Below are 24,011 nucleotides of genomic sequence, written 5' to 3'. Positions count from 1 at the left end.
GCTTTTGCAATGGTTACGATAAGTCTTTTCCAAAGCACCCTTCGACAAGCTCAGGGTGACATGATTTTTATAGCATACTTGAATAACCTAATATCGGGCTGTGTTCTTCATCTAATCTGATCAGTGCTTTTTCACGGTCTACTTCAATATTGATGGTAATGTCTGCTTCTACCGGTGCGAAGTAGTTGTTGAATACTTCCAGCACCAGGTCATTCTCCCCTCCCTGCACATACTCGGAAGGATAGCTATGCTGCAGCGGACCGATATCGTATTGCAGACAAGTATGGTCTTCCCAAAACTGGTTACCACATACCATATCATTGCCCAGCGCCTGCTCCCCTAGTCCTCCCTCCTGCTCATTGGCATAACTCATGGAAGGCGCTACCTGCCAGATGGTTACTTGTTCCTGCAACAATATCTGCAGGCAGCTTTGCATCAGGGCAAGGTTACCGGCAATCACATGCGCATAAGGCAATAACAACACCAGCAATACACCGCTGTTCCTGTTCAGCCCTTCCGGGAATCCCCAGAAATGAAAGAAGTAATCCGCCAGCAAACCACTGTCTATCCCTGTCAGCAACCGCATTTCTTCTTTCTCCAGTTGTACCCGCTGTAAAAAGAAACTGTTCTCCAGGGGCTGAAAGAATTTACGCGCAGCCGCTTCTTTCTTTTTATCCCGCCTGCTATACGCCGCCATATTGCCGGCTGCATCATTCCGGTTGCTTTCTCCCACCGGCTGATGAAAGAGCCCTTCGGGCAACAGGTCGTACAAACCTGTGCGCGACAGGTGCAGTTGCAACAATTGTTGCTTCCAGGAATCTTCGATGCGGTCAATCCCATACAGGTCTTTCCGGTATTCGCGGAAAAACCGTCCGTCGTTAATCGCCACGATATCCCCAGCGCCAGCCTGTTGCAGCACCTGGCCAATCAATGCCTCTGCTTTTATATCATAGCGGTTGGCTGATAGTTCTTCGAATAGTTTTTCTATGTCAATGATTTGGTGCATGTGTATTAAGCTGCTTCTTCTATGAATACCCGGAAAGGGGTAAGGCCTGCAGATTTCTTTGACAACTGCAGCACCAGGTCCTCTTTCCAGAAGGTTAACTGGTTCTTTTCCTGTGCGTCGAGGTAATCTTTCCTGCTCAGCACAATGCGTACATCAATGGTGCGGGCAAATCCCTGCGCTACCTGTTGCGCTACCATCACCCCTTTTTCCACCTGTACTTTTTGAGCCTTATTACCCAGTTGTAACTGGCAGAATAATTTGATGTCCTCCAGGCTCACCAGCCGGTCGCGGGACAGCAGCGCCGACTTGTAAGCAGTAATGCTTTCAGCGGCACTGAGCCGGTCGCGCCCGCCCACGGTACCGGATACCAGGATGATATCCTGGTGGTGATAGCCGTCGGCTGTTTTATAAGTCTGCAGACTGGTCCCTGCTTTCACCTGGTTACCCTGACTGCCTCCGGTACTCCAGAAGGTGATGAGGAGGTTATTGATCTTTTCAGTACCGGTGGGCCGCACTACCAGGAAAGGCGTATGCTCCCGGTGTAGCTGCCTGTTCTGCAACTGTTGCTCCAGTTTATAGATGAGCTGTTGCAATTGTTTCATTTCGCCTGCCATAAATTCACGGCCCAACACTGCAAACGCCGCACTCTCATCACTCAGCAACTGGATGATGTGCTCCACGATGGCCGCTGCATTGCGCTCGTCGAACCGGGCTATACCGCCCTGGCGCAGGAGCACCGACAGTTTTTCCTTTTCATTTTTCCGGACGGTGCGCAGGTTGTAGATAGTCCCTTCCTGGTCGGTTATTTCATGCAGGTCAAAAAAGCTATCGGCGGCCTGCAGGGGAATGATGTTCACCAGGTCGTGCATACGATAGGATAATTCATGCAATTGCCGGTTGATGACCGGGAAACAATTGAAGTGGCATACTACATCCTGCAGTACGGCAGCCGGTATGTTTTCCGGGAAAACGATCTTTATCCAGCGCAGGGACTGTTGTTGTAACCCTTGCAGGTCTTTCTTATCAAAACATTGCAGCAGTTCGGCCGGCATGGGCATTCCGGCTCCTGCTACGTTCTCCTTTTCCAACAAGGTGATGAACCGGTTTTTATAAAAAGCATTCACCTGCTCTTTGATCTTGTAAGAGCTGGTGTTCTTGCGGGTAAGCAGTTCTTCTATGTCCAGCCGCTCACCACTCACTTCTTCCTGGTTGTAGCCAGGCTCAGCCATGATCTCCCGGTCGCCATAGTACCAACGGGCAGCCGGCAGGTTGCTGTAGAACAGCCCGCGGTTCACTTCATTCCTGATCTCAAAGTAACATTGTGTTTGGTGCAGGCTGGACGGGCTACCGGCAATGCCCAGCCACAATACGGCCGGCGACAATTCCCGGCCGGGCAGGCAATGGGCTATGACCTCCTTGGCTATTTTCTCGCGGTAACAGAATAACTGGTAACCGGTAGCGAGGTACTGTACAGCGGCACTATTGATATGAAAAGGCGCCGTAGGCGAAAAGAAGATATCCTTGAACTGGTTGTTGCCGGATTCATAAGCAGTAGTTATTCTTTGTGATACAAAGAACTGGTCACTGTCGCGCAGGCGGGCGCCTTCCTCAATGGCCCTTGCATGCAACACCGCATGTGCCGGCAGCGGACCATTCAATACTTCGGGCGAAAGGAGTTGCACCATTCTTTCCAGCAAACGCCCCCTGGAGGCGGCCACCTCCCCGGAAATCTTCTCCAGCTCCAGCGCACAGGCTGTAAACAGCAGGTTGACCAGGGGATCGAAAGCGGAAGCAGATTCATCTTCCGTATAGCCCCATAGCCTGGCGGCCGTTTTTATCATCCGGTTCTTTATTTGCTCTCTGTTCTCCATAGATAAGATAAATGGTTAACTATACGACAATGGTCCCACGAAAAAGCTATCCCGGAAAACAATGTTTTCACTGGTAGCCGTGAGTCGCCCCATTATCAGAATGTCCAGTCTTTTTTTTATGCGTGAGGTGACTGCCAGCGCCACCATTTCTTCCTGTTTAACAGTTACTTCCACTTTCACGGCATCCAATCGTTTTTCATGTTGCCTGACTGCTTTTGTTAACGATTCCTTCATCAGCTCCTGCTGTTTTGAACGGGTGGCGAGGTTGTCGAAATCATGTTCCCATATAGCATTACCAAACTCGTGCTCCCCCTGCATTTCACCAAATGCCGTGGTAACGATGAGGTGCAGGTGGCCGGCCACTGATTGTTTGAGGGTGCAGCCAGGATGCTCTTTTTTCTGCATGAGACATTCAGGATCCAATGGCAATGAATAGTACTTCATGGGCATGATCAGAAAACGTTGGTAAAAGGAAAAAATAAAAATTGAGTAAAGCGGGAAGCTGTCAAAAGGAGATTTGTCTTGAGCAGGCTTCTACGCGTAGCGATATAAAGTTAAAGCAAAAATCTTTCCAAAATTATTAAATTGGTTTAAAATTTGTTGCCCGTTCAGCAAACCAATCCTCATGCAGCCTAAATTTATCGTTGTTGGTATTGATGGCACCGGTTCCACTTCCTGGATGAAAGCAGATGGCAGCAATAGTAATACTTTCCGGTTTGTACGTGATGTTCAATATGGTACTATGCAAATTGATCGTCGCTGGTTTCACGGTCCATCCAACACCATTACCGGCAGCGATTCGGAGCAGATCTTACAGCAATCACTTGATTTTATTTATCATAGGCTGGGTACGTTATTCCCCGCTTCCCGTTCGAGGCAGGTAAGACCGTTGGACATGTATGACGTGAATAGTTGCCAGCAAAGTGCTGAATACCACAAACAGACTATGCTGGCTGAGCATGGTATTTATGAACCGGCGCGGCTACCCACTCAGGTGACCAGCCAACTGTTACAACAACAACCGCTAACGGTGAATGATGTACGGATCGTATTGGTAGGACATAGTCGTGGTGGATTGGTGGTGGCCAACCTGGCGCGTATGTTGAGCCCCGTAGTCAAGGTATATTTTATGGGGCTGTATGATTCGGTAGACCGCCAGCCTTGCCTTGACGGTATGAAAGTGGAGAATGTAAAGTATGTGGCCCATGCCAGGCGTCATCCGGATGTTCATTCCCGCGGTTCATTCAGCAATACTTCCCTTACTTATATAGGTGTTGATCATGCGGAAGAACAATATTTCTACACTTCGCACGGCGGCATTGGCGGTTCTTTTGTGACCGTTCCCGGCGAAGTAGGTTTTATGGGTGATAGTTCCTGCCTGCCCACTGTATTGCAAAGTCAGGGGCGATTGGGTACCCGCGAAGTGATCAACAATCCCACACTCACCAAAAAGCTGGGCAAACCTATGGACCAGGTATGCGCCGATGGCAGCCAGGAGGCTGACCAGTTTATCCGCAACCAGGCCAGGAAATATGGCGTACCGGTAAGCTGAGCTAACCAATGGGTGCCCTATTTTTTGTATGTTTTTGTTGGTGAAAGGTGCTTTTTGCGTTAAATTGTATTAAGCTATTATGCTAACTTTTTCCATGATTGGGAATATACATTTCAATATGCGTGATTCGATCAAACCCGCCATGGCAGTGGGTTTGCCAACCGGAAACAATATAAACCGGCGTCCCGCCTGCATTTGACCCCTGTTGTCTTACTATTGCCTTACTACTCCCTTACTACTGGCTTACTAGTCCCTTACTTCTACTATGGGAGGACTATGGGTCGTCTATGGGATTACCAGGGGACTACTATGGGACAGCTATCAGGAATGTCCGGTTAAAGCGGGCCGGAGGCCCGGAAATAGGGCTGCAAGCCCTCGCAGAACACTTATTGTCTATGGCTTGTAGCGGCATGGTAGCCGAATGGTACAATAATGGCAGCCATCCTGCCTGGATAGGCTACAGGTATTCCACACATATTCCCTGCATACCCTACTCCTATAGGCCATTCTTAGGCAACCCTCAGGCCACTCTCAGGCCATTCCCTGAGCATTCCATTACCTCTTGCCTCCCAATCCGACAGGGCTCTCCCCCGGCTTTCCTTCGCTTCTGCTTCGGGACAAAAGCGCACAACTAAGGGGTGGCTCCCGCGGGAGGCAAAGATGGACGACAGAATATGTTTGCAGGAAGAACCAGGCCTTGAAGTATCAGCCTTGAATTTGTAAATTAACTTATAAGTGAATATCATTGCAATACGAGAAGTAAAATTGCCAAAAGGATACAGAAAGAAACGCCGGAAGAAGTAAGGATCTTTGTGCGCCAGTATACGGATATTGTAGTAAGGATTAATAAAATCCTGCAGGCATACTTTTTATTGTGCCATGTCCTTATTATTTCCATGCCTGGCTGATTACAGCACTCATTGGGGCACTCATAGGGGCAGCGCCGAATTTTTCAGCAAGTTCTTTTTCTACTCTGATTTTTATCTCATCTATCCATGCGGGATTACGCTTTTTGATCTCCTTATAAATAAGTCCTCCCTCTACAAGACCGTATGTTGCCTCTTTTGCAGTTGGGCTGACGGAAAAATGTTTTACTTTCTCAATGGCTATTTTTGAAAACCTTGCATCCTGTAATAATTGTCTTATAGCAGCTTCATCACTCATCGAGGCGGCAAGATTATATGACTCAGGCAACGGCTCTTCCAAATATTCCTTTGCTATAGACCTGGAAGTATAGGACGCAGCATTATGCTCCAGGCTATCCCAGGTTGTAAATAAAAACATGCCTCCTGGTCTTAAAACGCGATATGCCTCAGCGAATGCCTTTGGCTTATCAGGAACAAACATGTATCCAAAGCAACAAACAACCAGGTCGATACTATTGTCACTAAAAGGGAGTTGTTGTGCATCGATATTTTGCCAGTCAATATCAAGATGGCTTAATTTCTTCTTTGCTTCAGCCAACATTTCCCCGCTAATATCAGAAGCGATTAATTTTGCTGAGGCGGGAATACGTTCCCGGATATGGCGGGTAACCCGGCCCGTTCCGGCAGCAATTTCCAATGCAATAGAAACCGCGGCAGGGTCAATTCGTTTTGCTACTTCTATGGCGTATGGTTCAAAGAATAAGGGACCTAGAAATTGATCATAGTGAGTAGCAACATCTCCTGAGAAATCAGCGGAAGGAACTGTACTGGAAGTATCATTCATATATTGTGTCTATAAGTTAAGAAATCTTCAGCAATCAACAAAAACAGATTAAAAAAGTTTATTAACTTTAGTATCCTTTATTTGCTCCTACCCTGCAAAACAGTACACGGAAGGTATTTTGTCCGAATCCACCCTATAGATTGTCTTATTCACCCCCGCTCACAAACCGGTTAAGAGGTTAGCTTTGACACCTAAATATTCATCTACAATTGCTATGTATGAAAAAGATGCTATTTTTTGCCCTTGCGCTGGCAACATTTGCCTTTACTATTCCTGCCAGCCCCCTTTCAAAAAAAGAAAGAAAAGAAGCAGTCCGCTTATTGAAAAGCACAGAAAAAGACCTGTTACAGGAACTGAAAGGCCTGAGTGAAGCCCAGTTGAAGTATAAACCGGCCCCAGACCGGTGGAGCGTAGAGGAATGCGTGAAGCATATTGCCACTACCGAACAGATGCTGTGGCAAATGACAGAAGGAGGTATTAAACAACCCGCCAATCCCGAGAAGCGTGCTGAAATAAAATGGACTGATGCACAGGTGGTACAAAACATAGGAGACCGGACGGAGAAACGGCAAACCTTCGACAATTTAAAGCCAGAGAACTCTCCCTTTAAAACCATGACAGATGCGCTGGAATCATTCAAAAGCAGCAGGTCCAATCTCATCAGTTATGTAAGATCAACGGATGAAGACCTGCGCAATCATGTGCTTGCCCTGCCGTTCGGTCAACTGGACGCCTACCAGATGATCCTGTTCATGGCGGCACACAGTACCCGGCACACCAAACAAATACAGGAAGTGAAAGCAGATCCCGGTTTTCCTAAGAATTAATAAGAAGAAGGCATAGAGGCAGTAAGGCAACGAGGGAAGTAGGCTTTGACAACTTTCGACAGTGTTATAACACGCATTAAATTATGCCGACCGTAAAGTTCACATACGCATTAAAAAGGTTTTTTCCTGGTTTACAGCAGACAGCGGCCCAAGGGGATACGCTGGCTGCTGTACTGGAAGAAATGGAAAGCAGCTATCCCGGCGTGCGCAGTTATGTGCTGGATGAGCAGGGGAAGCTGCGGCAACATGTGAATATTTTTATTGACGGCACGATGATCAAAGACAGGACCACCCTGAGCGATCCGTTTTCCGAAAACAGTGAGATCTATATTATGCAAGCTTTATCCGGAGGATAATACTCATAGTTGTCACCCTCAGCCCCGCAGAGCGGGGTAAACTCTGACACACGTAAACACAACAATCATGAAATCAACGATCCTGCTGGGCACCCGTAAAGGATTTATTGCCTATCATTTTCAAAATGGCCAATGGAAAACAGAAAATCTTTCCTTTGAAGGCGTACCGGTCTCTATTGCCTATGCCGACCCACGCAACGGTACCTGGTGGGCCTGCCTTGATCATGGACACTGGGGCGTGAAACTACACCGCTCCAAAGACCGGGGCGCTACCTGGGAAGAAGTAGCCGCGCCTGCCTATCCCGAAGGCGCGGAAGTAAAAGATGGCCAGCCAGCCACCACGCGTTATATATGGTCTATGGCGCATGGCGGTAAAAGCTTTCCTTCCAAGATATGGGCAGGCACTGATCCCGGTGGCCTGTTTGTGAGCGAAGATGAAGGCACCAGCTTTCAGTTGGTAGAATCCCTGTGGAACCATCCCACCCGTAAGGAAGGCTGGTTTGGTGGTGGCCGCGACTTGCCCGGCATCCACTCCATTATAGTAGACCCACGGGATGAGAACCATATTCATATCGGCATCAGTTGCGCTGGCGTATTTGAAACGGCCGATGGTGGTAAAACCTGGGCCGTGCGCAACAAAGGCCTGCGTGCCGATTTCCTGCCCGACCCTTATGCAGAAATGGGTCATGATCCGCATATACTGGTAGCCGCACCGGGCGATCCGGACAACCTGTGGCAACAGAACCATTGCGGTATTTTTCGCTCTGTCAATGGCGCCCAAAGCTGGGATGATATTGGGGAGCCGGAAGGTCCCGCCCGTTTTGGTTTTGCCATCACCGTTGCGGAAGACAATCCCGATCAGGCATGGGTGGCGCCTGCCAATAGTGATATGACGCGGACCGCTATTAAGGGAGCGCTTTGCATTTGCCGTACTGATGACGGCGGCAAAACCTGGAGGGAACAAAGAAAAGGACTGCCGCAGGAGAACTGTTTTGATATTGTTTACCGCCATGCACTGGCCAGTTCCGGTAATGGGGTAGCCTTTGGCACTACTACCGGCAATTTCTTCTTTTCTCCTGACAAAGGCGAAAGCTGGCAGGTAATCAATAACTACCTGCCGATGGTGTATTCAGTGCAGTTTGTGGACTAAATGATTGATTATGGCCGGAATTCAGTAAATTACAGTAGTTCTTTCAGGCAACAGTTACTGTTGCATTTGTCAACAGATGTTATGTGAAACATCTCTTACCATATTGCTTTTTCTTTCTTCCGATCGTATTGCCTGCGCAAACGGTTATCTCCCTGAAGATTGATGGCGCTATTAACCCTGTAGTAGCCGATTATATCCGTGATGGCATCCAAAAAGCCAAGGAGGAAAAAGCCACCTGTCTCCTCATTCACCTCAATACGCCCGGTGGTTTATTGCAATCCACCCGGATCATCGTGAGCAGTATGCTGGAATCGCCGGTACCCGTCATCGTGTATGTGGCGCCGGGCGGCGCCCATGCGGGTTCGGCAGGGGCCTTTATTACACTGGCTGCCCATGTTGCCGCTATGGCCCCCGGCACCAATATCGGTGCAGCACACCCGGTAAGCTTTCAGCCATCAACCGATTCCATCATGAATGCAAAAGGAACGAATGATGCCGCTGCTTTTATCCGGGCCATTGCCGAAAAACGCAACCGCAATGTGCAGTGGGCCGAAGATGCCGTACGCAACAGTGTATCCATCACCGAAAAAGAAGCGCTGCAGAAAGGCGTAATTGATCTTATTGCCTTCCACGAAGAGGACCTGCTGGACCAGGTGCATGGCAAGCAGGTGGAGTTGGTTGCCACCACCGTTACCCTGCACACAAAAGATGCCCGGATAGTGCCCTACAGCATGAGCTTTATAGAAAGAATATTGAATGTGCTCAGTGATCCCAGCATCGCCTATATTATGATGCTGCTGGGCCTGTACGGGATCATGTTTGAGCTGTACAATCCCGGTGCTATCCTGCCAGGCGTTATTGGCATCATTTCATTGATCCTTTCTTTTTACTCCATGCATACCCTGCCCATTAATTATGCCGGACTGGCGCTGATCATTTTTGCCATCATCCTGTTTATACTGGAGATCAAAATAACCAGTCATGGAGTATTGGGTATTGGCGCCGTCGTATCACTACTGCTGGGCTCGCTGATGTTGATCAGGAGCCAGTCGTCCCTGGAGTTTGTGCGGATATCCCGGATCGTTATTATTGCTTTTACGGTGACTACCACCTTGTTCTTCCTTTTTGTGGTGGGCATGGGATTAAGGGCGCAGCGGGCAAAGGTCGTTACCGGCTTGGAAGGCCTGGTGGGCGCTATTGCCTACGCACTGGATATACTGGACCCTGCAGGCACTGTTATGTTCCAGGGAGAAGTATGGAATGCGGTATCCCTAACAGGCAGGATTGATAAAGGAGACAAAGTGCGGGTGAGGGAAATGAGGAACCTGACATTGTATGTTGAAAGAACGGAAGCTTAATATAAAATCAATAATATGGGACAGTATCCGGTGGTAGCTATTGTAATTGCTTTATTTGCTATTCTGTTGCTGGCCAATGCCATTCGTATCCTGCGGGAATATGAACGGGCCGTGGTTTTCCGGCTCGGCCGTTTGATCGGCGGCAACGGGGTAAAAGGTCCCGGGCTCATTTTACTGATCCCGGTGATTGATAAAATGGTAAGGGTAAGTCTGCGCACCGTAGTGATGGACGTACCCACCCAGGATATTATTACGCAGGACAATGTTTCCATCAAGGTAAATGCAGTGGTTTATTTCCGGGTGATTGAACCACAAAAAGCCATTGTAGGCGTAGAGAATTTCCTGGTAGCCACTTCCCAGCTTTCTCAAACTACTTTGCGCAGTGTGCTGGGTCAGTCGGAGCTGGACGACCTGCTTTCCCAGCGTGAAAAGATCAACCACAAGCTGCAACAGATCATTGACTCCAATACGGAGCCCTGGGGCGTTAAAGTCTCCAATGTAGAAGTAAAGCAGATCGACCTGCCGCAGGAGATGCAGCGCGCCATGGCCAAACAGGCAGAAGCGGAAAGGGAACGCCGGAGTAAGGTCATTGCTGCCGAGGGAGAGTTCCAGGCTTCCCAGCGCCTGGCCGATGCCGCGAAGATCCTGGCCGATCAACCCAGCGCCCTGACCTTACGCTACCTGCAAACATTACGGGAGATAGCCACAGAAAATAATTCCACTACTATCTTCCCCGTACCTATTGACCTGCTGAAGCCTTTTTTACACAGCGAGGGTAGTAAGTGAGCGGCTATGATAATACTTGCTGCCGCAAATGAACTACCAGTCGCTCATATTTTTCTTTGAGGACAGGAGTGGCCTGCTGCAGCGCTTCCCGGTAATATTTTTCCCAATGATCAAATGCCGGGTTTTTATTCAAGGCAGCGGCGGTAAGGGCAACCACCGGCCGCTGGGTGATATCATGACAGTACAGTCCTTTCGGCCTGTTTTCCCGATTGAATTCCTTATCTACATCAGCAACGGTGGTAAACCGTTCAAAAAATGGCAGTCCCTGATCTACCATCATGCCTTTCAACATTTCAATGGCAGCCGCCAGTTCTTCCGGTGTTTCAGTCTTGATCTTATGATCATCCTTATAACCAAAAGTTCCAATGTCGGCGCCTAAGGTCATAGACTGATCATCCTCTTTTACCACGAATGAACTGAAAGGGAGAAATACCTTATTCAGGACATCCAACCTGACCATAAAGAATGCGCCCACATAAGATATTGCTCCGTATTGCCATACCGGCAAAATAACCTCATTGTATCCAAAGTCTGTTACCTTAAGAAAAGTCCAGCCGTCGGTCCCTTTCTTTTTTTTAAACCCTAATGGCTCCAATACCGGCTGTGCCATATCCAGTAATGCTTTATTTACCACTTGCTTTGTCATATCATCTTGTTCTAAAGGTCGAAAGTTCGGTCAAAATACCATTTGAATCGTTGGTCAATATTAGGATTTTATTCTCAAGAGCAGGCAACAGATCCACACCTTTAGGAATTACTACCCCGCCCTTATAGCCAATCACTTCTATCCTGGCGGCACTTCCGTCAATGATCCACTGATAGCCGTCCGTTTGATTCTTCGTGTATTGTGGAACCGATACGCCATCTACAATTTGTGCCTGCTGGCTATGCTTGGCATCTGAAATAATGTAGCTGCCATTATTGGTCAATACCACATCATCCAGGTAGCAATCTACGGAACTACCGTTCACATGGTGAATTTTTACTTTCAGTTGCTGAAATACGTTATTGCCATATTTGAACCGGAGATAAGCCGAGGCATTTTGCTGGTGTACCTGCCAGCTGCCGCCAGACAGTTGTGTAAACCAGTCAATTTGGGCTGGCTGGGTTTTATCGGTTACTCTTCCCAGGCGGCCCATGCCATCCCGGAAGAAAACATTTCCGTCAATTTCTTCAAACATTGAATAACCGAGACTCCTCAGGTAAGTTTCCCAGGCCGGCACCACTTTCGCCGGTGTCGTTGTGGTGGTTGTTGCATCATCTGCCACGCCGGTTTCCTTTTTCACACCATCCATTACATCATCCAGTTCCTCCTTCAGCTCATCACTAAACGCCATACCGTTATTCATATCCTTCAACAGCTTGCCCTGCTTGTACAGCTTCCTGGCATACAATCCTATTTCAGTGGTTACACTGCCCAATCCATAATACAACTGGATGGTATTCCAGGTATCCAAAAACTCCTTGCCTTCCTTCGTCCCGTTCAGTTTGGTAGCCAGTACGTCATTCACTACAATATCACCGAGACCAAGTCCTATGTCAGCTACCGCTTTGGTGATCCGGATAGCCCTTTCCAGCTTGGTACCCGCTTGTATAGCCGCATTGATCTCCCCTACACCGGTAAACAGCAACGCTACGTCGAGGGTGAACTTAGCGGCATCCCAGCGGCGCCTGTTTTGTTCTTCATTAAAGAGCGCATAGGCCAACAGGGCCGGCATAGCCTGCCTGCCACCCTTACGGAAAGTAAGGTTGTCATTCAGTTTAAACGAACTTTTGAAATCGATGTACACCCATTCTGTCGCCTTAATGCCTTCAGCGTCTTTCTGATCGAACGATATTTGAGGGCGGGTGCTTAAACTGATGTAGCCATTGGCATCAATCCATTTACTTAGCACATAGCCGGTGAACAATCCTTCTTTGAAAGGCAGGTACCTGCCTTTGAGGATAGCATCCTCCGGCAGGAAGTTGGCTGGCCGCTTAAAGTGCTTAACGACCATGGTGCTGAGGCCCAGGATCATCTCACTGAATTCATCGCCATCAACATGGCTAAATAATTCGCGTAACCGGTTGCCTTTCGTCAGCAATTCCATCCAGGCTTTCTGTTGCAGCGAATCTACTTTGATGACCAGTTGCATAGCAATCTTATCACCCAGGTTCCAGCTATGCAGGTTGCCTGCATTCAGTATAAACAGCACACTGTCGCGCAGTGTAATGGAGAGGTTTAAGTAATCCTGGTCTTTAAACTGCCATAAGATCTTTTTGATGATCTTTTCCCTGATCGGGTCTTTATACTCCAACGTGGTAGCACCATACCATTGTTTGGCCGCAGCAGATAAGGCCGCGTTCTTATTATTAACGATAAGAATGAACTCTTTAATAGCTGCCTCAAAATCCTGCCAGCTTCCCAGGCTAAAGCCCATTTCGTATAAGCCTATTTCCTGTTCGCTGCGATCTGCCCATGCCAGCTTGAGGTACTGATCATATACACTTTCATTGATCTTGTCCAGCCAGGCGGCTATTTCCAGTGCTTTTGACCGGTTGAGCGCCTGGTTGCGTATGGCATTATTAAAGAACTCTCTTGCATAAACGCGGCTCAGCTCACTTATTTTTTCATAATAGCTTTGATCGAGCCATGCCATCCGTTTATTCAGGGTATCAATGTTATAAGAGTCCTTACCCGGCGTTTTCTCAATGCCCCTCAGTATTGTCTCCTCATAAAATCCTTTGAAATCATGCTCCTGGGCGCCATGTATAGGTACATAGGTTTTGCCGTCTACCTTCACCTTTCCATCGGTATATTGCAATCCTTTTTTGAGACGGACCTTCGCACCATAATTAAGTATATATTCCCCTTCGTCTTTACTGAGCTCACTTAGGTTTGTCGAAAAGTCAACCACCAAACTGTTCAGCAATTGCATTTCCTGTTGGGCCGCGTCAAACTCTTCCAGCACATAGGTACAGAAACGCTCATTGGTTTCGTTCCAGCTATTGCCATTGTCCTGGCTCCAGCTTTCCACCGTAAGATCAGCTTTGTTTTTTCCGGCTGCGTCTATATCCTTTTCTACTTTATCAAAAAATTGTTCATCCGCCTGCTTGCCGGCTATTTTCTCCTGCAGTGTTTCCACATACTTGTCCCATTCAGTATCAACACTTATTTTTTGCTGTAAGTAACCAGCCAGTTGTTCCTGCCGGGATTTATCCAGCGCTTTGATACAGGCAGGCAATCCGGCCATGAACATCCAGTGATCTTCCTCGTAGGCAGGTCCATGCATGGCCATATCACTGGTTGCCGGTCTATTGAACACATTGCCTGAAAGGGCCTTTATCTCTTTGATATAATTAGATACAACAGCTTTGTAGAGTTTCTTCCTTGTCAGTCCCAATCTTACCAATACCCCTTTGCCAATGTTATTGCTCAGCTTTTCCAGCAGGGGTCTGGCTTTTTTGAGGGTGGTGCGCAGCTTCTTTTCTGCAGCGGCATCATTGTCCGGGTTGCCATCTTCCAGGTCCTTCATGGCTGCCTTCACTTCTGCCAGGGCATCCTGTACATCCTTACGTTCTGCTTCTGTAAATACATAGGTATCTTTCCAGATATCGTCGCTGATACCCAGCAGTTCACGGGCAAAGTCGATCAGCACAGGCAGTGATGCCGTTTCAAAATCAGGCATCTTTTCTGTCCAGCCTTTTATGACATCCACGTCCCTGCCTACCTGTGTGCGGTCTTTTATCCAGGCGTCAATGCCATCACTCAGTGCTATGACTTCTCCCTGCGTAAGCTGCAAACGGTCATTGATCACCGCATCGGCAAACTTTACATTCAGGCGCAGGCCCAGCAAAGGTGTAGCTACCGCACCATACCCGGTGAAGCGGCCATTGCCGCCCGATACCTGCAACAGCTGCATGTCAAAGTCTCCTACCCTGATCACCATACCTGCTACTGCACTGTTCAGGGGCTGACCAGCTCCGGCTTGTCCCAATCCAAAGGCAGCCGTATCATTTTTGCCGCACTCATATACTCTTTTGGGCAATGTTTTAAATACCGCGGTTTCACTCCAGGAGCCGGTAATGCCCCGTATGACCGGCTGCACCTGCGCTTCATAGGTATTCTCCGACTCCAGGTTGAACAAGTGTAACAACGAATCAGTCACGTATTGTTTGTTCCATTCATGGGCATCGTTCTTGTTGCTAGTGGCTGCCTGCTTACGGTATTGAATGTTCCATCCATCCACCGTTTTGCCATTGCTGATATGCCACCACCATTTACCACTGCGCTCACCCAAGGATTCACCAAACAGTTCCGGCCGGCCTATATTGGCGGCCATGAAGGGGTCCACACCTCCGTAGGTGAATACACAGGCCGGACTATACCCGTTGTTCTGGTACGCATCCCGTCCGTCTTTGTCAAAAGCCTGTACCCGCCATACATATTGCATGCTGTCCATCAGGCGCGGTTCGCCGGGACCATATACCAGCATCAATCCATCGGTAGTAGCTGTATAAACGGGCTTGCTGCTGCGCACAATGTATTCCGGATTACTGCCCGCGGGCCTTACTTCAAAAAGTTCAAAGCGATAACCTGTACCCGAGGCACCTGCAAAGGGAGAAGGCGTATTGCGCATGCTCCAGTTGAAGGTGAGGAACTGCGGATCTTTCCTGTCCACCCGGGTATTACACAAAGGCGTGTTGAGTACCGGCGGCTCTTTTTTCTGAAAGAAGAAGATGTTACATCCTTCATTACTCACGGCTACATTGTCATTCCGGTAGTAATCATAGGCCATGATACATATCCGGTAGGCCCCCTCGGGCAGGGCTTTGGTACGTTCATAATTGTCCTTGCTGAACCCGTCGAGGAATTGTAAGTGATTGGTGACAAGGTAGTCCTGTAACTGAGCACCTGCTATCACCTGTGGCATGCCCGGTAAGAGGGTAATACCCGAAGGACGCCAGGCAGGGTCCGTTTGCATGATGGTACGGCCGTTGAGCTCCACCTTTATACGCAGGCGGATGGTATAGGAAGCCTGGCTCAGGTCATTCAGCGTCAGGATCACCCGCAGCTTATCATTGCCCGGTGCTGCATAATCGGCCAGGTACACACTGTAGGGCGGCACCAGTTGCAAAGAAGCCGTAACAGGGTGAATGGTTTGAGCGGCAGCCGGTAGCTGCGCCAACATCCCTGCCATGCAGATGGTAACAACGGCCAGCCACTTAGCGGTAAGCCGGTTTATTTTTCTTCGGATAAGGTGGTTCAGGTTCATCAGGATATCTTTTTAGGTTCTTGACGCAGGCGGCTGTTAAAAGCTCCAGTTATAGCCAACCGTTACAGTCAGTTCTGTAAAGGCGGGGCGGGTGGTTACCGCCTGCTGGTGCAAAAAGTTCAGCCCTGCATTGAGACTATGTCTACCTGTTATTTTTTTACTATTGGTGGTCGTAGCAGTGGTGGCAGCTTGCTGCTCCCCGCTCTGCGGTGTAAAGGCCGCCTGCAACGTGCCATTCCATACACTGTTGCGGGTGCTGGCATTGTTCACGATGGCCTTTGTGATGTTATAGGCCGAAGAGGCATTGAGCCGCAATTTCTTTTTCCATACCGTTTTGCCGGCACTCACCGTAGGGCCGGTGAAATAGGTGCGCATGCCCGGCATTTCCTGTATGTAATAGTTGCCGCCGGCCGTAAAGGTCATCCCCTTTTCCAACTGGTTATAGCTATACCCCGCATTGGCGGTATAGAAGTTGCTTTTCTGTGTTTGTACCGGCTGTTGGGCCTCCTGCGCATCACTGGCCAGTTGGTAGTTCACTGTGAGCATGAGTCCATGCTTAACGGTCTTGCTGCCAAACTGGTAAGCCACTACCCCATTGTAACTGGTGCTTACCTGGTAAAAGTTGAGCGAATCCAGTGGATTGTTGAAGTAAGGATCATGTACCGGGCGCACGCGTGTATAGGTACTGAAGTTGGAATAAGAAGCATTGATCATCCAATGTTCATTGGGCATTACACCGATCGTTCCACTTCCTACAAAACGACGGGTGGAACTGGTTTTGGATTTATCGAGGTTATTGGTTTGTATGCCGACATTACCCGCCAACTGTACCCGGCTATTGAACAATTGTAGCGTGGGTGCCATGGTTATGTTGCGCATATCATTGACCACATTGTAAGCACCCAGTGTAGTATAGCCCGGCGCAACCCGTTCATAGCGTACCTGGACACTGTAGAAGTTACCGGTATACCCCAGCCCCGCCTGTACGGCATCGAAGTATACAGCCGACGCGGTGGGCGATAATACGTTTTTGAACAGGTTAAAGCTGCCCTGCATACTGTCGGCTGAGGTTTTGACCGCCCGCAGGTCCCGGTTCAGTACAGATACAGAATACTCCACATCGGCAAACACACGACGGGCAATGTTCTGTTTCACCGCTACTGCAATCGCCGTGTTCTCACGGGGCGTCAGGTTGGCATCCGGTGGAACAAAAGCCAGGGAAGTAGTATCATCCTTTGCCCGGAAAAAGCTAATGCTATAGCTATTGCCTTTGTCTTCATAACCCGCTTTCCATCCCCAGCCTTTGCGGGTAAAGGCGGCACTGTTGTAGGTTTCTTTATTGTTCACATCAAATGCCACTGCTTTTTGCAGGGTACCATACATGCCCGACAGTCTCCATTTACCCGGACTCAGCTCCACTCCCACTCCATTGAACATATGGCCGGCGAGTGTGTAGTTGCTGAATGTCATGCTGGTATTACCGAAATAGCCACGCGCCCATTTGTAGGAAGGCGCAAACTGGAACCGGTTAAAAGGCTGGGCAAACTGCCTTCCCTGGTTACTATAGCTGAAGGAGAAAGGCATGTTGTAACCAAAGAGATTAATGTTCAGGTTTCCCTGCAGGAACCAGTTGAACGGATCTCGCCGGGAATCAATGCCGGATGCCGTATACGCCACGGTATTGGCACTGATGGAACCATTGATCTTAATCCCTTTCTTCACGCCCAGTTCGTCCAGCGCCTGTGCGTGGAGGGTGCGCTGGACTGCCAGGGAAAGCAGGAGTATTACCAGTTGTTTATGCGTCTTTTTCATCGGTTAAGGTTCGGTTGGGTTATCTGTTTATTATAAACAATACATCCCTGCTATCATTCTCTGTGATCACGCGCAACACATAGGTACCAGGCGCTACACTACCCAGCGTGAACTGGTCTTCCGTAATTAGTGACGGGTTGTACGACCTGCGCATCACTTCACGGCCTGTTCCCATGTCCTGTATGATCATGATCAGTTTTTGCTTACGGCTCATTTTTACCCGCGCCGAGAACTGACCACTGTTGGGATTGGGGAATAAGACCACGGTATCTATGATATGCACAGGCGGCGTATATACTAATCCAGCATCGGGATCATAAGGATTTATATAGATGGTTTTACGCAAGGTATAAGCACAACCTTTGAAGTGACCTGTCATGGATACCCAATAATTGCCCGCCTGACTGAATTTAATGCGTGGCGATGGCCCTGCATCCAGTACCTGTGCGGCCGGATCAAAACTCCACTGCACGGAATCCGGCGCCGGCAGGGAAATCTCCCTGATCACGAGTGTATCCAGCGCATTTTTACCAGAAGCCACCAGGAAGTTGATCTCCGGCATCGCATTGGCCGGATTGATAACCGCCGTATAGGATGCTTCACAATTGTTATGGTCCCTTATGACTACGGTATAAGTTCCGGCGCTGAGATTGCCCAGTACCGGATCGTCCTGGAAGGTATTGTTGCCGGCTGAATACCGGTAAGGCGGTGTGCCACCGGTGGCGGTGACTGCTATGTTCCCCTTGCTGCCCACACATACCGGCTGGGTTTTCACTACTGCCGATAGAGCAGCCGCCGGCTGTTGAATGGTAACAGTATCATGGTTCAGACAGCCCGCAGCATCCGTAAGATGCAACATATAGTTACCAGCCTTCAGTGCAGTAAGCTGACTGGTTTGATTGTTCATGTTTTCCCACTGGTACTGGTAAGGCGCTACACCCGCAGTAGCCGTCACAGTTACTGCACCATCATTTCCATTATGGCAGGAAACATGCTTGATGTTGTGCGTAAACTGTACCGGTGTAATGAGCGATACAATGGTTACGCTGGTAGTCCAGGTACAATTGTATTTATCTTTTACCACTACCTGGTAGGTCCCTGTGGTTAAGTTGGTAAAGGCATTGTCATCCTGGAAGTGAGCGCCATTGTCAATACTGTACTGGTAAGGAGCACGCCCGTTTTGTGCTGTGATACGGAATGAGCCGGTAGGCGTACCCGGACAGTCTACTTCTTTCTTGTCAATAATGGCACCCAGTACAGGCACTGCCGGCTGCGTGAGGGTAATGGTTTTACTGATCACACATCCGCGCAGGTCTTTCACCGTAACTGTATATTGACCGGCAGCCAGTTGCTCAAATACAGGTGTAGACTGGAAGGCGCCATTGCCGAGCTGGTATTCATAACCACTGCCGCTGCCTCCGCTGGCCGCAATGGTGATACGGCCATTATTGCCGTTGAAGCAACTTACCGACCAACCTTCGTAGTCGGACGCTTCGAGGGTAAATGCCATCGGTATAGGTGGCAGGCTGATGGAATACGCGCCATCACTTTCCACGAAACAGCCCTTGGCATCCACTACTTTTACATAGTAATCACCATTCTCGGTGAGCGGCGTATTTTCTGTGAACAAGGTATAATGCTGCCTGTCGCCAATGGAATAATAGTATTGGTAACCGCCATTACCACCGGTAGCTGTGATCTTAATACGCCCGCCGTCGTCCTTACAGGCCGCATCGGTGGGTTGTACATTTGCAATCAACAGCACAGCCGGTTCGGTGATGGTGATCTCTTCTGAAACAATTTTACAGTTGGCGGCAGATCTTTTATCTGAAATGGACACGCGGTACCTGCCCGGCCTCAGATCGCTGATCTGTATATCGGTTGCAAACCAGAAAGGATTGTTTTGCCAGGCCGTACCATTCCAGTACTCCCAGTAATAAGCATAACTACCGGAGCCACCACCAGCCCCTACGCGGATGCTGCCGTTGTCCTGCCCGTTACAGGTAACCGGCACCACCGTCAGCGACGCCACGCTTAATGGGCTTCGTTGTGGTACTATGATGGTTTGAACATAAGTATCATTACAGCTTTCATCGGCCGGTCTTGACGTGATCAGGGAATAAGTGCCGGCAGTAAGGTTGCTGAACGTACCATCCGTATTCGTGCTCACGGTAGTTCCATTACGCTGCAGGGTAAATACATACCGGCCAGTGGCGCCTGTGCCTTTCACTTTGACCACGCCATCTGCCCCACCATAACAGGTAACACTATCTACCTGCAAGTCCGTGGTGCCCAGTACCGGCGGCGCCACGAGCGCCACGGTAGTATCCCAGCCCGGACAGCTCATCCGGTTGGCATCCAACACTTTTGCGGTGTAAGTGCCCGGCGCCAACTGATCAAACACCAGGTGCGTGGCAGCAACAGCCACTGTTTCTTTAACGGGTGTACTACCTCCATTCCATAACTGGTAAGTATAGTTACCCATGCCTTGTGATACATCCAGCACCACGCTTCCATTGGCAGGATTGTAACAAGTGGGCTGATTGAATACAGCCGCTCCCCTTGTTCTTATTGGCTCTGTGAGTACAATGGTGAATGATTTTTCCGGCGTACACGCGTTTTTCATAGACACGGTGTACTCATCGGCCGGCAAACCGGTACGCTCAAATACATCTCCTGAGATAGTAGTAAAATCAAAACTTAAAGCAGGGTGATTTTTAGCCACCAGTTTAAACTGGTAACCACCTGTAGCATCGCCACCACCTGCCCGCAAGCGTAAGACGCCATCACTGGCCCCGAAGCAGGAAATGTTACTGGCATATAGCGAATCCAGCGTAAGGGCCGGGTATTCACCAATGGTAATGTTTACCGGTGTATAACAGGCGCCTGAGTTTTCGCCGGGATTGATGAGCCATAAGGTGTACTGTCCTTTGGGTAAGTTATCAATAATGATCGGTGCATCTGCAGCCGATTTCGGTACGTTGATGAGCCCATTGCTCTGCGACTCAATGTTACCGCAGGTACTGGTAATAGTGCCATCCCCGTTAAACACAATGGTACAGGTACCATTGTTAAAGTGACCATTCTTCAGCAACCAGCGCACCTGTGTAAAAGGCGTACTGATGGCATTGTAGGGAATGGTCACCCGCCCGTTATTGGGAAATATACAGGACGGTTTGATGTCTACACCCGACATAGTCAGTGTAGGTGGCGCAGGTAGAATGGTGTAAACAGACATATCAGACCAGGGGCTCACCAATCCTTCCGGGCTGGTGGCCGTTGTACGGAAGTATACATTGGACCTTTCGGTAATGTTGTTGTTGAAGATAGCCTGCAGCGGCGTGAACTGCGCAAAACGGTCGGTGCTGCTATTGGTAACCGGCAGAGACCGCCAGTTGTGAACAGTAATATAATCCGGCAGGTGACAGTCGCCTCCCCATACCCAGATCTGTCCTTCCCAGGGATCATATTCCCAGTGGCCGCAACCATACATCGGGTCCTCATAGTTTTGCGGGTCCTTGTCGGGATTCCAGATCTCATAATCTTCGCTTTGTTTGGCATACTGCCATTGGTATTGCAGACCAGTATTATTGGGCAGCACGTTGGTTGACAGCTCCAGCACATCCTGGGCACAAAAGGTAGTCGATGAGGGGTTGGGCTGCGGTGCTGGTTTTTCCGGTTTGGGAACAGAATAACGGATGAGCAGATCGGCATAGGCCAGCCCATCATCCTGGTTGGTCATCCTGCCTAATGAAGTCCAGACGCCCGGCTGAAAATCGGCCAGGCTAACGCCCATACTGGTTGTCATTTCATGCCTGTCGGGGTGACCACAACCGAGGTTTTCCACGGTACATTCTTCACTGGACCTGCTGGGACAGTCTTTCTGCCGCTCATGGTGGGTACGCATGTGCAGCGTAAAGGTAGTTCTGTTTGCCGGCAGCGTGATGATATTAAGTGGTGTCCAGATATCGCCTGAAAAAAACTTACCATCTGTGCGTATACAACGTTTGTCATGATCGCCACAAAAGGGATGCAGCAAGGGGCCACAGCGGTCTTCAGCTACATCGTAGTAAAAACGGAACCGTCCGCCGTAGGAACCATCAGAGTCCATGGTATAATCCACGTATACCGATTTCACCATGATCTCTACCCGTATTTGGGCCATGGCTACTGAACAGCCCGATGCTATGCAGAGCAGGAGCATCGTCCATTGCTTGTATAGTTTTCTCATAGAATGATGTAGGTTTAATAGTCAACGGTAACAGGCTTGCTCATCATGGTTGTTTTTCCTTCCTTCCATGCCGCTTTTATTTTGTAAGCATACCTGTTGCCTATTTTTATTTCATCATCAGTTACTGTTTTTTGTGTACCTGCCAGTTTTTTAAACAGCAGCCAGGGCTGGTCATTGACGGAGCGGTACACGTAGTAGATGGCTGCTTGCTGGCCGTATTTCCATTCCACCTGGATCTGTTGCTTTTCCCGGTTGGCCATTGCTTTCACGTCTTTAATGGCCGGACGCCAGCCTGTTTCATACAGGATATCACCGCTCCGGTCTTTCGATTGATTACCTGCTTCATCAACCGCAATGATCTCATAGTAATAGGTGCTGCCGGCCTGTACAGCCGTATCCAGCCACTCATGCAGACTGTTGCCACTGTCCAGCAGTATCCTTTCCCTGTTGGCGGAACCAATCTTTGCATTTACCCGGTACAATGCCTGCTTTACCACATCGTCGCTCCGGCTGTTGCGCCATTGCAATAAGATACCGGGGACCGTATCCTGCATGCGGCCATAGGTAAAGAGCGGGGCCGCAGGCGCTATTTTGTCGGGACGCACCAGCGTGCAGGTATCCGAATAGTCTGATGGATTGAATGTCTTATCTACCGCCACCACACGATACAGTATTTTCTCCGACAGTGTTTGCATCTTAATGGTATCTGTAAACCTGTTCTTTTTCAGGATACGCCTGGTGACTTCTGAAAACTCTTCGTGGGCTGCATTGGTACGGAAGATGCGGTATCCCTGCAGGTCGGTTTCTTTGTTGGGCTGCCATTCCAGGCGCACAATGCCCATACTGTCGATGGTTCCTTTTACGCCTGCCGGCATCGCCGGCGGTTCTGTATCCATCACCTGCCCCAGTTGCGGCAGCGAGTAAACGGTACGTCCATCAACAGTTTTGATCTTCAGCCGGTAGTAAGCATCTGCTATCGGCTTTTCATCGGTCCAGGAAACCGTCTTGCGGTCAAGCACCGGTGATACGTCTTTATACGGTCCTGCCGCTTTACCGGCCCTTGTGATCACAATGGACTGGGCTTTGTTTTTTAACAAAGCAGCAAGGTGCCATTGCAGGTAGATCTTTTTATTGTCAATGGCTGCAATGGAATCAATGAACGGCTTTTCATAAGCCGGCGCTCCCTGCCCGTGGGCAATGGTAGAATAAGGGCCTGACTCCCCGAAAGGCGTTAAGCCTTTCACGCGATAGTAATAAGTGGTTTCATTATCGGCCAGTGAATCTTTGAAGTAACTGAATGACTGATCTGCTTTGTCGCCGGAATAGATCACCGGCAGGTCGGTGACAGGTGTAAACTTTTTCCCGTCCAGCGACCGCTCTACCATATAAGCTGTGTAGATACCTTTATCAATATTGGACAGCCATTGCAGCACAGCCAGGCTATCGCCAAACTGCACAGAGAACTCTCTCGGTGGAGAAAGCTTAATGGGCTCCTGCAGGGAAGTGACACAAACGGCCGGTTCTATAGCCGCTCCTTTCGGTTGCTGCGCTACGGATATTTTATAGGCATACCGTTCCCCTTTTTTTACTGTTCTGTCTACAAAACGCAGACCGGCTGCGTTGGCTGCCACCGGTGAAAGGTCGCAGGCCAGCAGTACAAAACCAAAGCGCATATCTGCTTCGCCCCGCTGGGTAATGTAATCGCCTAAGTTCTTTTCCGGAGAAGAAAGCTGGAAGTCCTTGCTCCAGGTAGCATCTTTTACCAGGGCCACCCGGTCGTCTTTGGCAGCCAGCAATTCCATTTCCCCTTCGGGCAATGGGCGGAGGGCCGCTGCACGCAACCGCTGCGGTTGCTGATTGGTTAGCTCCACTGCTTTACCATCACGCGCCACCACAAAACGATCAATGAAGTAACCGTATTTGTTGCCGGTTTGCCAGGCCACCTGGCTGGCAGGCGCCCACCGTATGACAATGGAGTCGTGGCGGGGATTGGCCAATGCAATGATGCGGTGCTCTTTTTGCTGGCCAACAGCCACGCCCGTGTACAACAGGCAGGCAGCTAACGCCCAATGGTTTAATGTTTTCATAGTTTAGGTT

The 24,011-nt window shown here is 49.3% G+C and carries 15 protein-coding genes; 6 read left to right on the top strand and 9 right to left on the bottom strand.

What is annotated here, in order from left to right:
* Nucleotides 1-67: 67 nt before the first annotated feature.
* The 3 genes from HB364_RS25265 to HB364_RS25255 are packed head-to-tail and all read right to left on the bottom strand — an operon-like array spanning nucleotide 68 to nucleotide 3,327.
* Complete coding sequence (locus tag HB364_RS25265; protein WP_167291149.1) at nucleotides 68-1,006, bottom strand: type VI secretion system baseplate subunit TssG; 939 nt, start codon at nucleotides 1,004-1,006, stop codon at nucleotides 68-70.
* A gap of 5 nt (nucleotides 1,007-1,011) precedes the next feature.
* Entirely contained in the window at nucleotides 1,012-2,877 is a 1,866-nt protein-coding gene (locus HB364_RS25260; protein WP_167291146.1) for a type VI secretion system baseplate subunit TssF, read from the bottom strand.
* Nucleotides 2,878-2,892: 15 nt separating this feature from the next.
* Nucleotides 2,893-3,327: a GPW/gp25 family protein gene (locus HB364_RS25255; protein ID WP_167291144.1), complete on the bottom strand. Its 435-nt coding sequence runs from the start codon at nucleotides 3,325-3,327 to the stop codon at nucleotides 2,893-2,895.
* A gap of 175 nt (nucleotides 3,328-3,502) precedes the next feature.
* Here HB364_RS25255 and HB364_RS25250 point away from each other — a divergent pair, with 175 nt between their 5' ends.
* Entirely contained in the window at nucleotides 3,503-4,429 is a 927-nt protein-coding gene (locus HB364_RS25250) for a hypothetical protein (RefSeq protein ID WP_167291142.1), read from the top strand.
* A gap of 888 nt (nucleotides 4,430-5,317) precedes the next feature.
* Here the strand turns inward: HB364_RS25250 and HB364_RS25245 are convergent.
* On the bottom strand, nucleotides 5,318-6,139 hold the full coding sequence (locus tag HB364_RS25245; protein ID WP_167291140.1) for a class I SAM-dependent methyltransferase: 822 nt from the start codon (nucleotides 6,137-6,139) through the stop codon (nucleotides 5,318-5,320).
* Nucleotides 6,140-6,357: 218 nt separating this feature from the next.
* Between HB364_RS25245 and HB364_RS25240 the strand changes: the two genes are divergently transcribed.
* The 5 genes from HB364_RS25240 (at nucleotide 6,358) to HB364_RS25220 (ending at nucleotide 10,616) form a co-directional block, all read left to right on the top strand.
* Entirely contained in the window at nucleotides 6,358-6,966 is a 609-nt protein-coding gene (locus tag HB364_RS25240) for a DinB family protein (RefSeq protein ID WP_167291138.1), read from the top strand.
* An 83-nt stretch (nucleotides 6,967-7,049) separates the two neighbouring features.
* Nucleotides 7,050-7,322 carry a MoaD/ThiS family protein gene (locus HB364_RS25235; RefSeq protein WP_167291136.1) on the top strand — a complete coding sequence of 91 codons (273 nt, stop codon included), beginning with the start codon at nucleotides 7,050-7,052 and terminating at the stop codon, nucleotides 7,320-7,322.
* A 67-nt stretch (nucleotides 7,323-7,389) separates the two neighbouring features.
* On the top strand, nucleotides 7,390-8,472 hold the full coding sequence (locus tag HB364_RS25230) for a WD40/YVTN/BNR-like repeat-containing protein (RefSeq protein WP_167291135.1): 1,083 nt from the start codon (nucleotides 7,390-7,392) through the stop codon (nucleotides 8,470-8,472).
* An 83-nt stretch (nucleotides 8,473-8,555) separates the two neighbouring features.
* Entirely contained in the window at nucleotides 8,556-9,830 is a 1,275-nt protein-coding gene (locus HB364_RS25225) for an NfeD family protein (RefSeq protein WP_167291133.1), read from the top strand.
* 15 nt (nucleotides 9,831-9,845) lie between these two features.
* Nucleotides 9,846-10,616, top strand: coding sequence for a slipin family protein (locus HB364_RS25220; RefSeq protein WP_167291131.1), 771 nt, complete (start codon nucleotides 9,846-9,848; stop codon nucleotides 10,614-10,616).
* 4 nt (nucleotides 10,617-10,620) lie between these two features.
* On the opposite strand, the gene HB364_RS25215 is transcribed toward HB364_RS25220, so the two are convergent.
* From HB364_RS25215 to HB364_RS25195, 5 genes are read right to left on the bottom strand one after another with little or no spacing between them, the layout of a single operon-like run.
* Nucleotides 10,621-11,262: a hypothetical protein gene (locus HB364_RS25215; RefSeq protein WP_167291129.1), complete on the bottom strand. Its 642-nt coding sequence runs from the start codon at nucleotides 11,260-11,262 to the stop codon at nucleotides 10,621-10,623.
* Between the two features lies 1 nt (nucleotide 11,263).
* Nucleotides 11,264-15,871: a fibronectin type III domain-containing protein gene (locus tag HB364_RS25210; protein WP_167291127.1), complete on the bottom strand. Its 4,608-nt coding sequence runs from the start codon at nucleotides 15,869-15,871 to the stop codon at nucleotides 11,264-11,266.
* 36 nt (nucleotides 15,872-15,907) lie between these two features.
* Nucleotides 15,908-17,683: a hypothetical protein gene (locus HB364_RS25205; protein WP_167291126.1), complete on the bottom strand. Its 1,776-nt coding sequence runs from the start codon at nucleotides 17,681-17,683 to the stop codon at nucleotides 15,908-15,910.
* 19 nt (nucleotides 17,684-17,702) lie between these two features.
* Nucleotides 17,703-21,914 (bottom strand): hypothetical protein, encoded by a 4,212-nt coding sequence (locus HB364_RS25200; RefSeq protein ID WP_167291124.1) that lies wholly within the window; start codon nucleotides 21,912-21,914, stop codon nucleotides 17,703-17,705.
* A gap of 14 nt (nucleotides 21,915-21,928) precedes the next feature.
* On the bottom strand, nucleotides 21,929-24,001 hold the full coding sequence (locus tag HB364_RS25195) for a fibronectin type III domain-containing protein (RefSeq protein WP_167291123.1): 2,073 nt from the start codon (nucleotides 23,999-24,001) through the stop codon (nucleotides 21,929-21,931).
* Between the last annotated feature and the right edge of the window lie 10 nt (nucleotides 24,002-24,011).

The organism is Paraflavitalea devenefica (assembly GCF_011759375.1).
Classification (GTDB): domain Bacteria; phylum Bacteroidota; class Bacteroidia; order Chitinophagales; family Chitinophagaceae; genus Paraflavitalea; species Paraflavitalea devenefica.
Note: the sequence above shows the minus strand (reverse complement) of the source record. Positions and strands in the feature narration are given on the sequence as shown.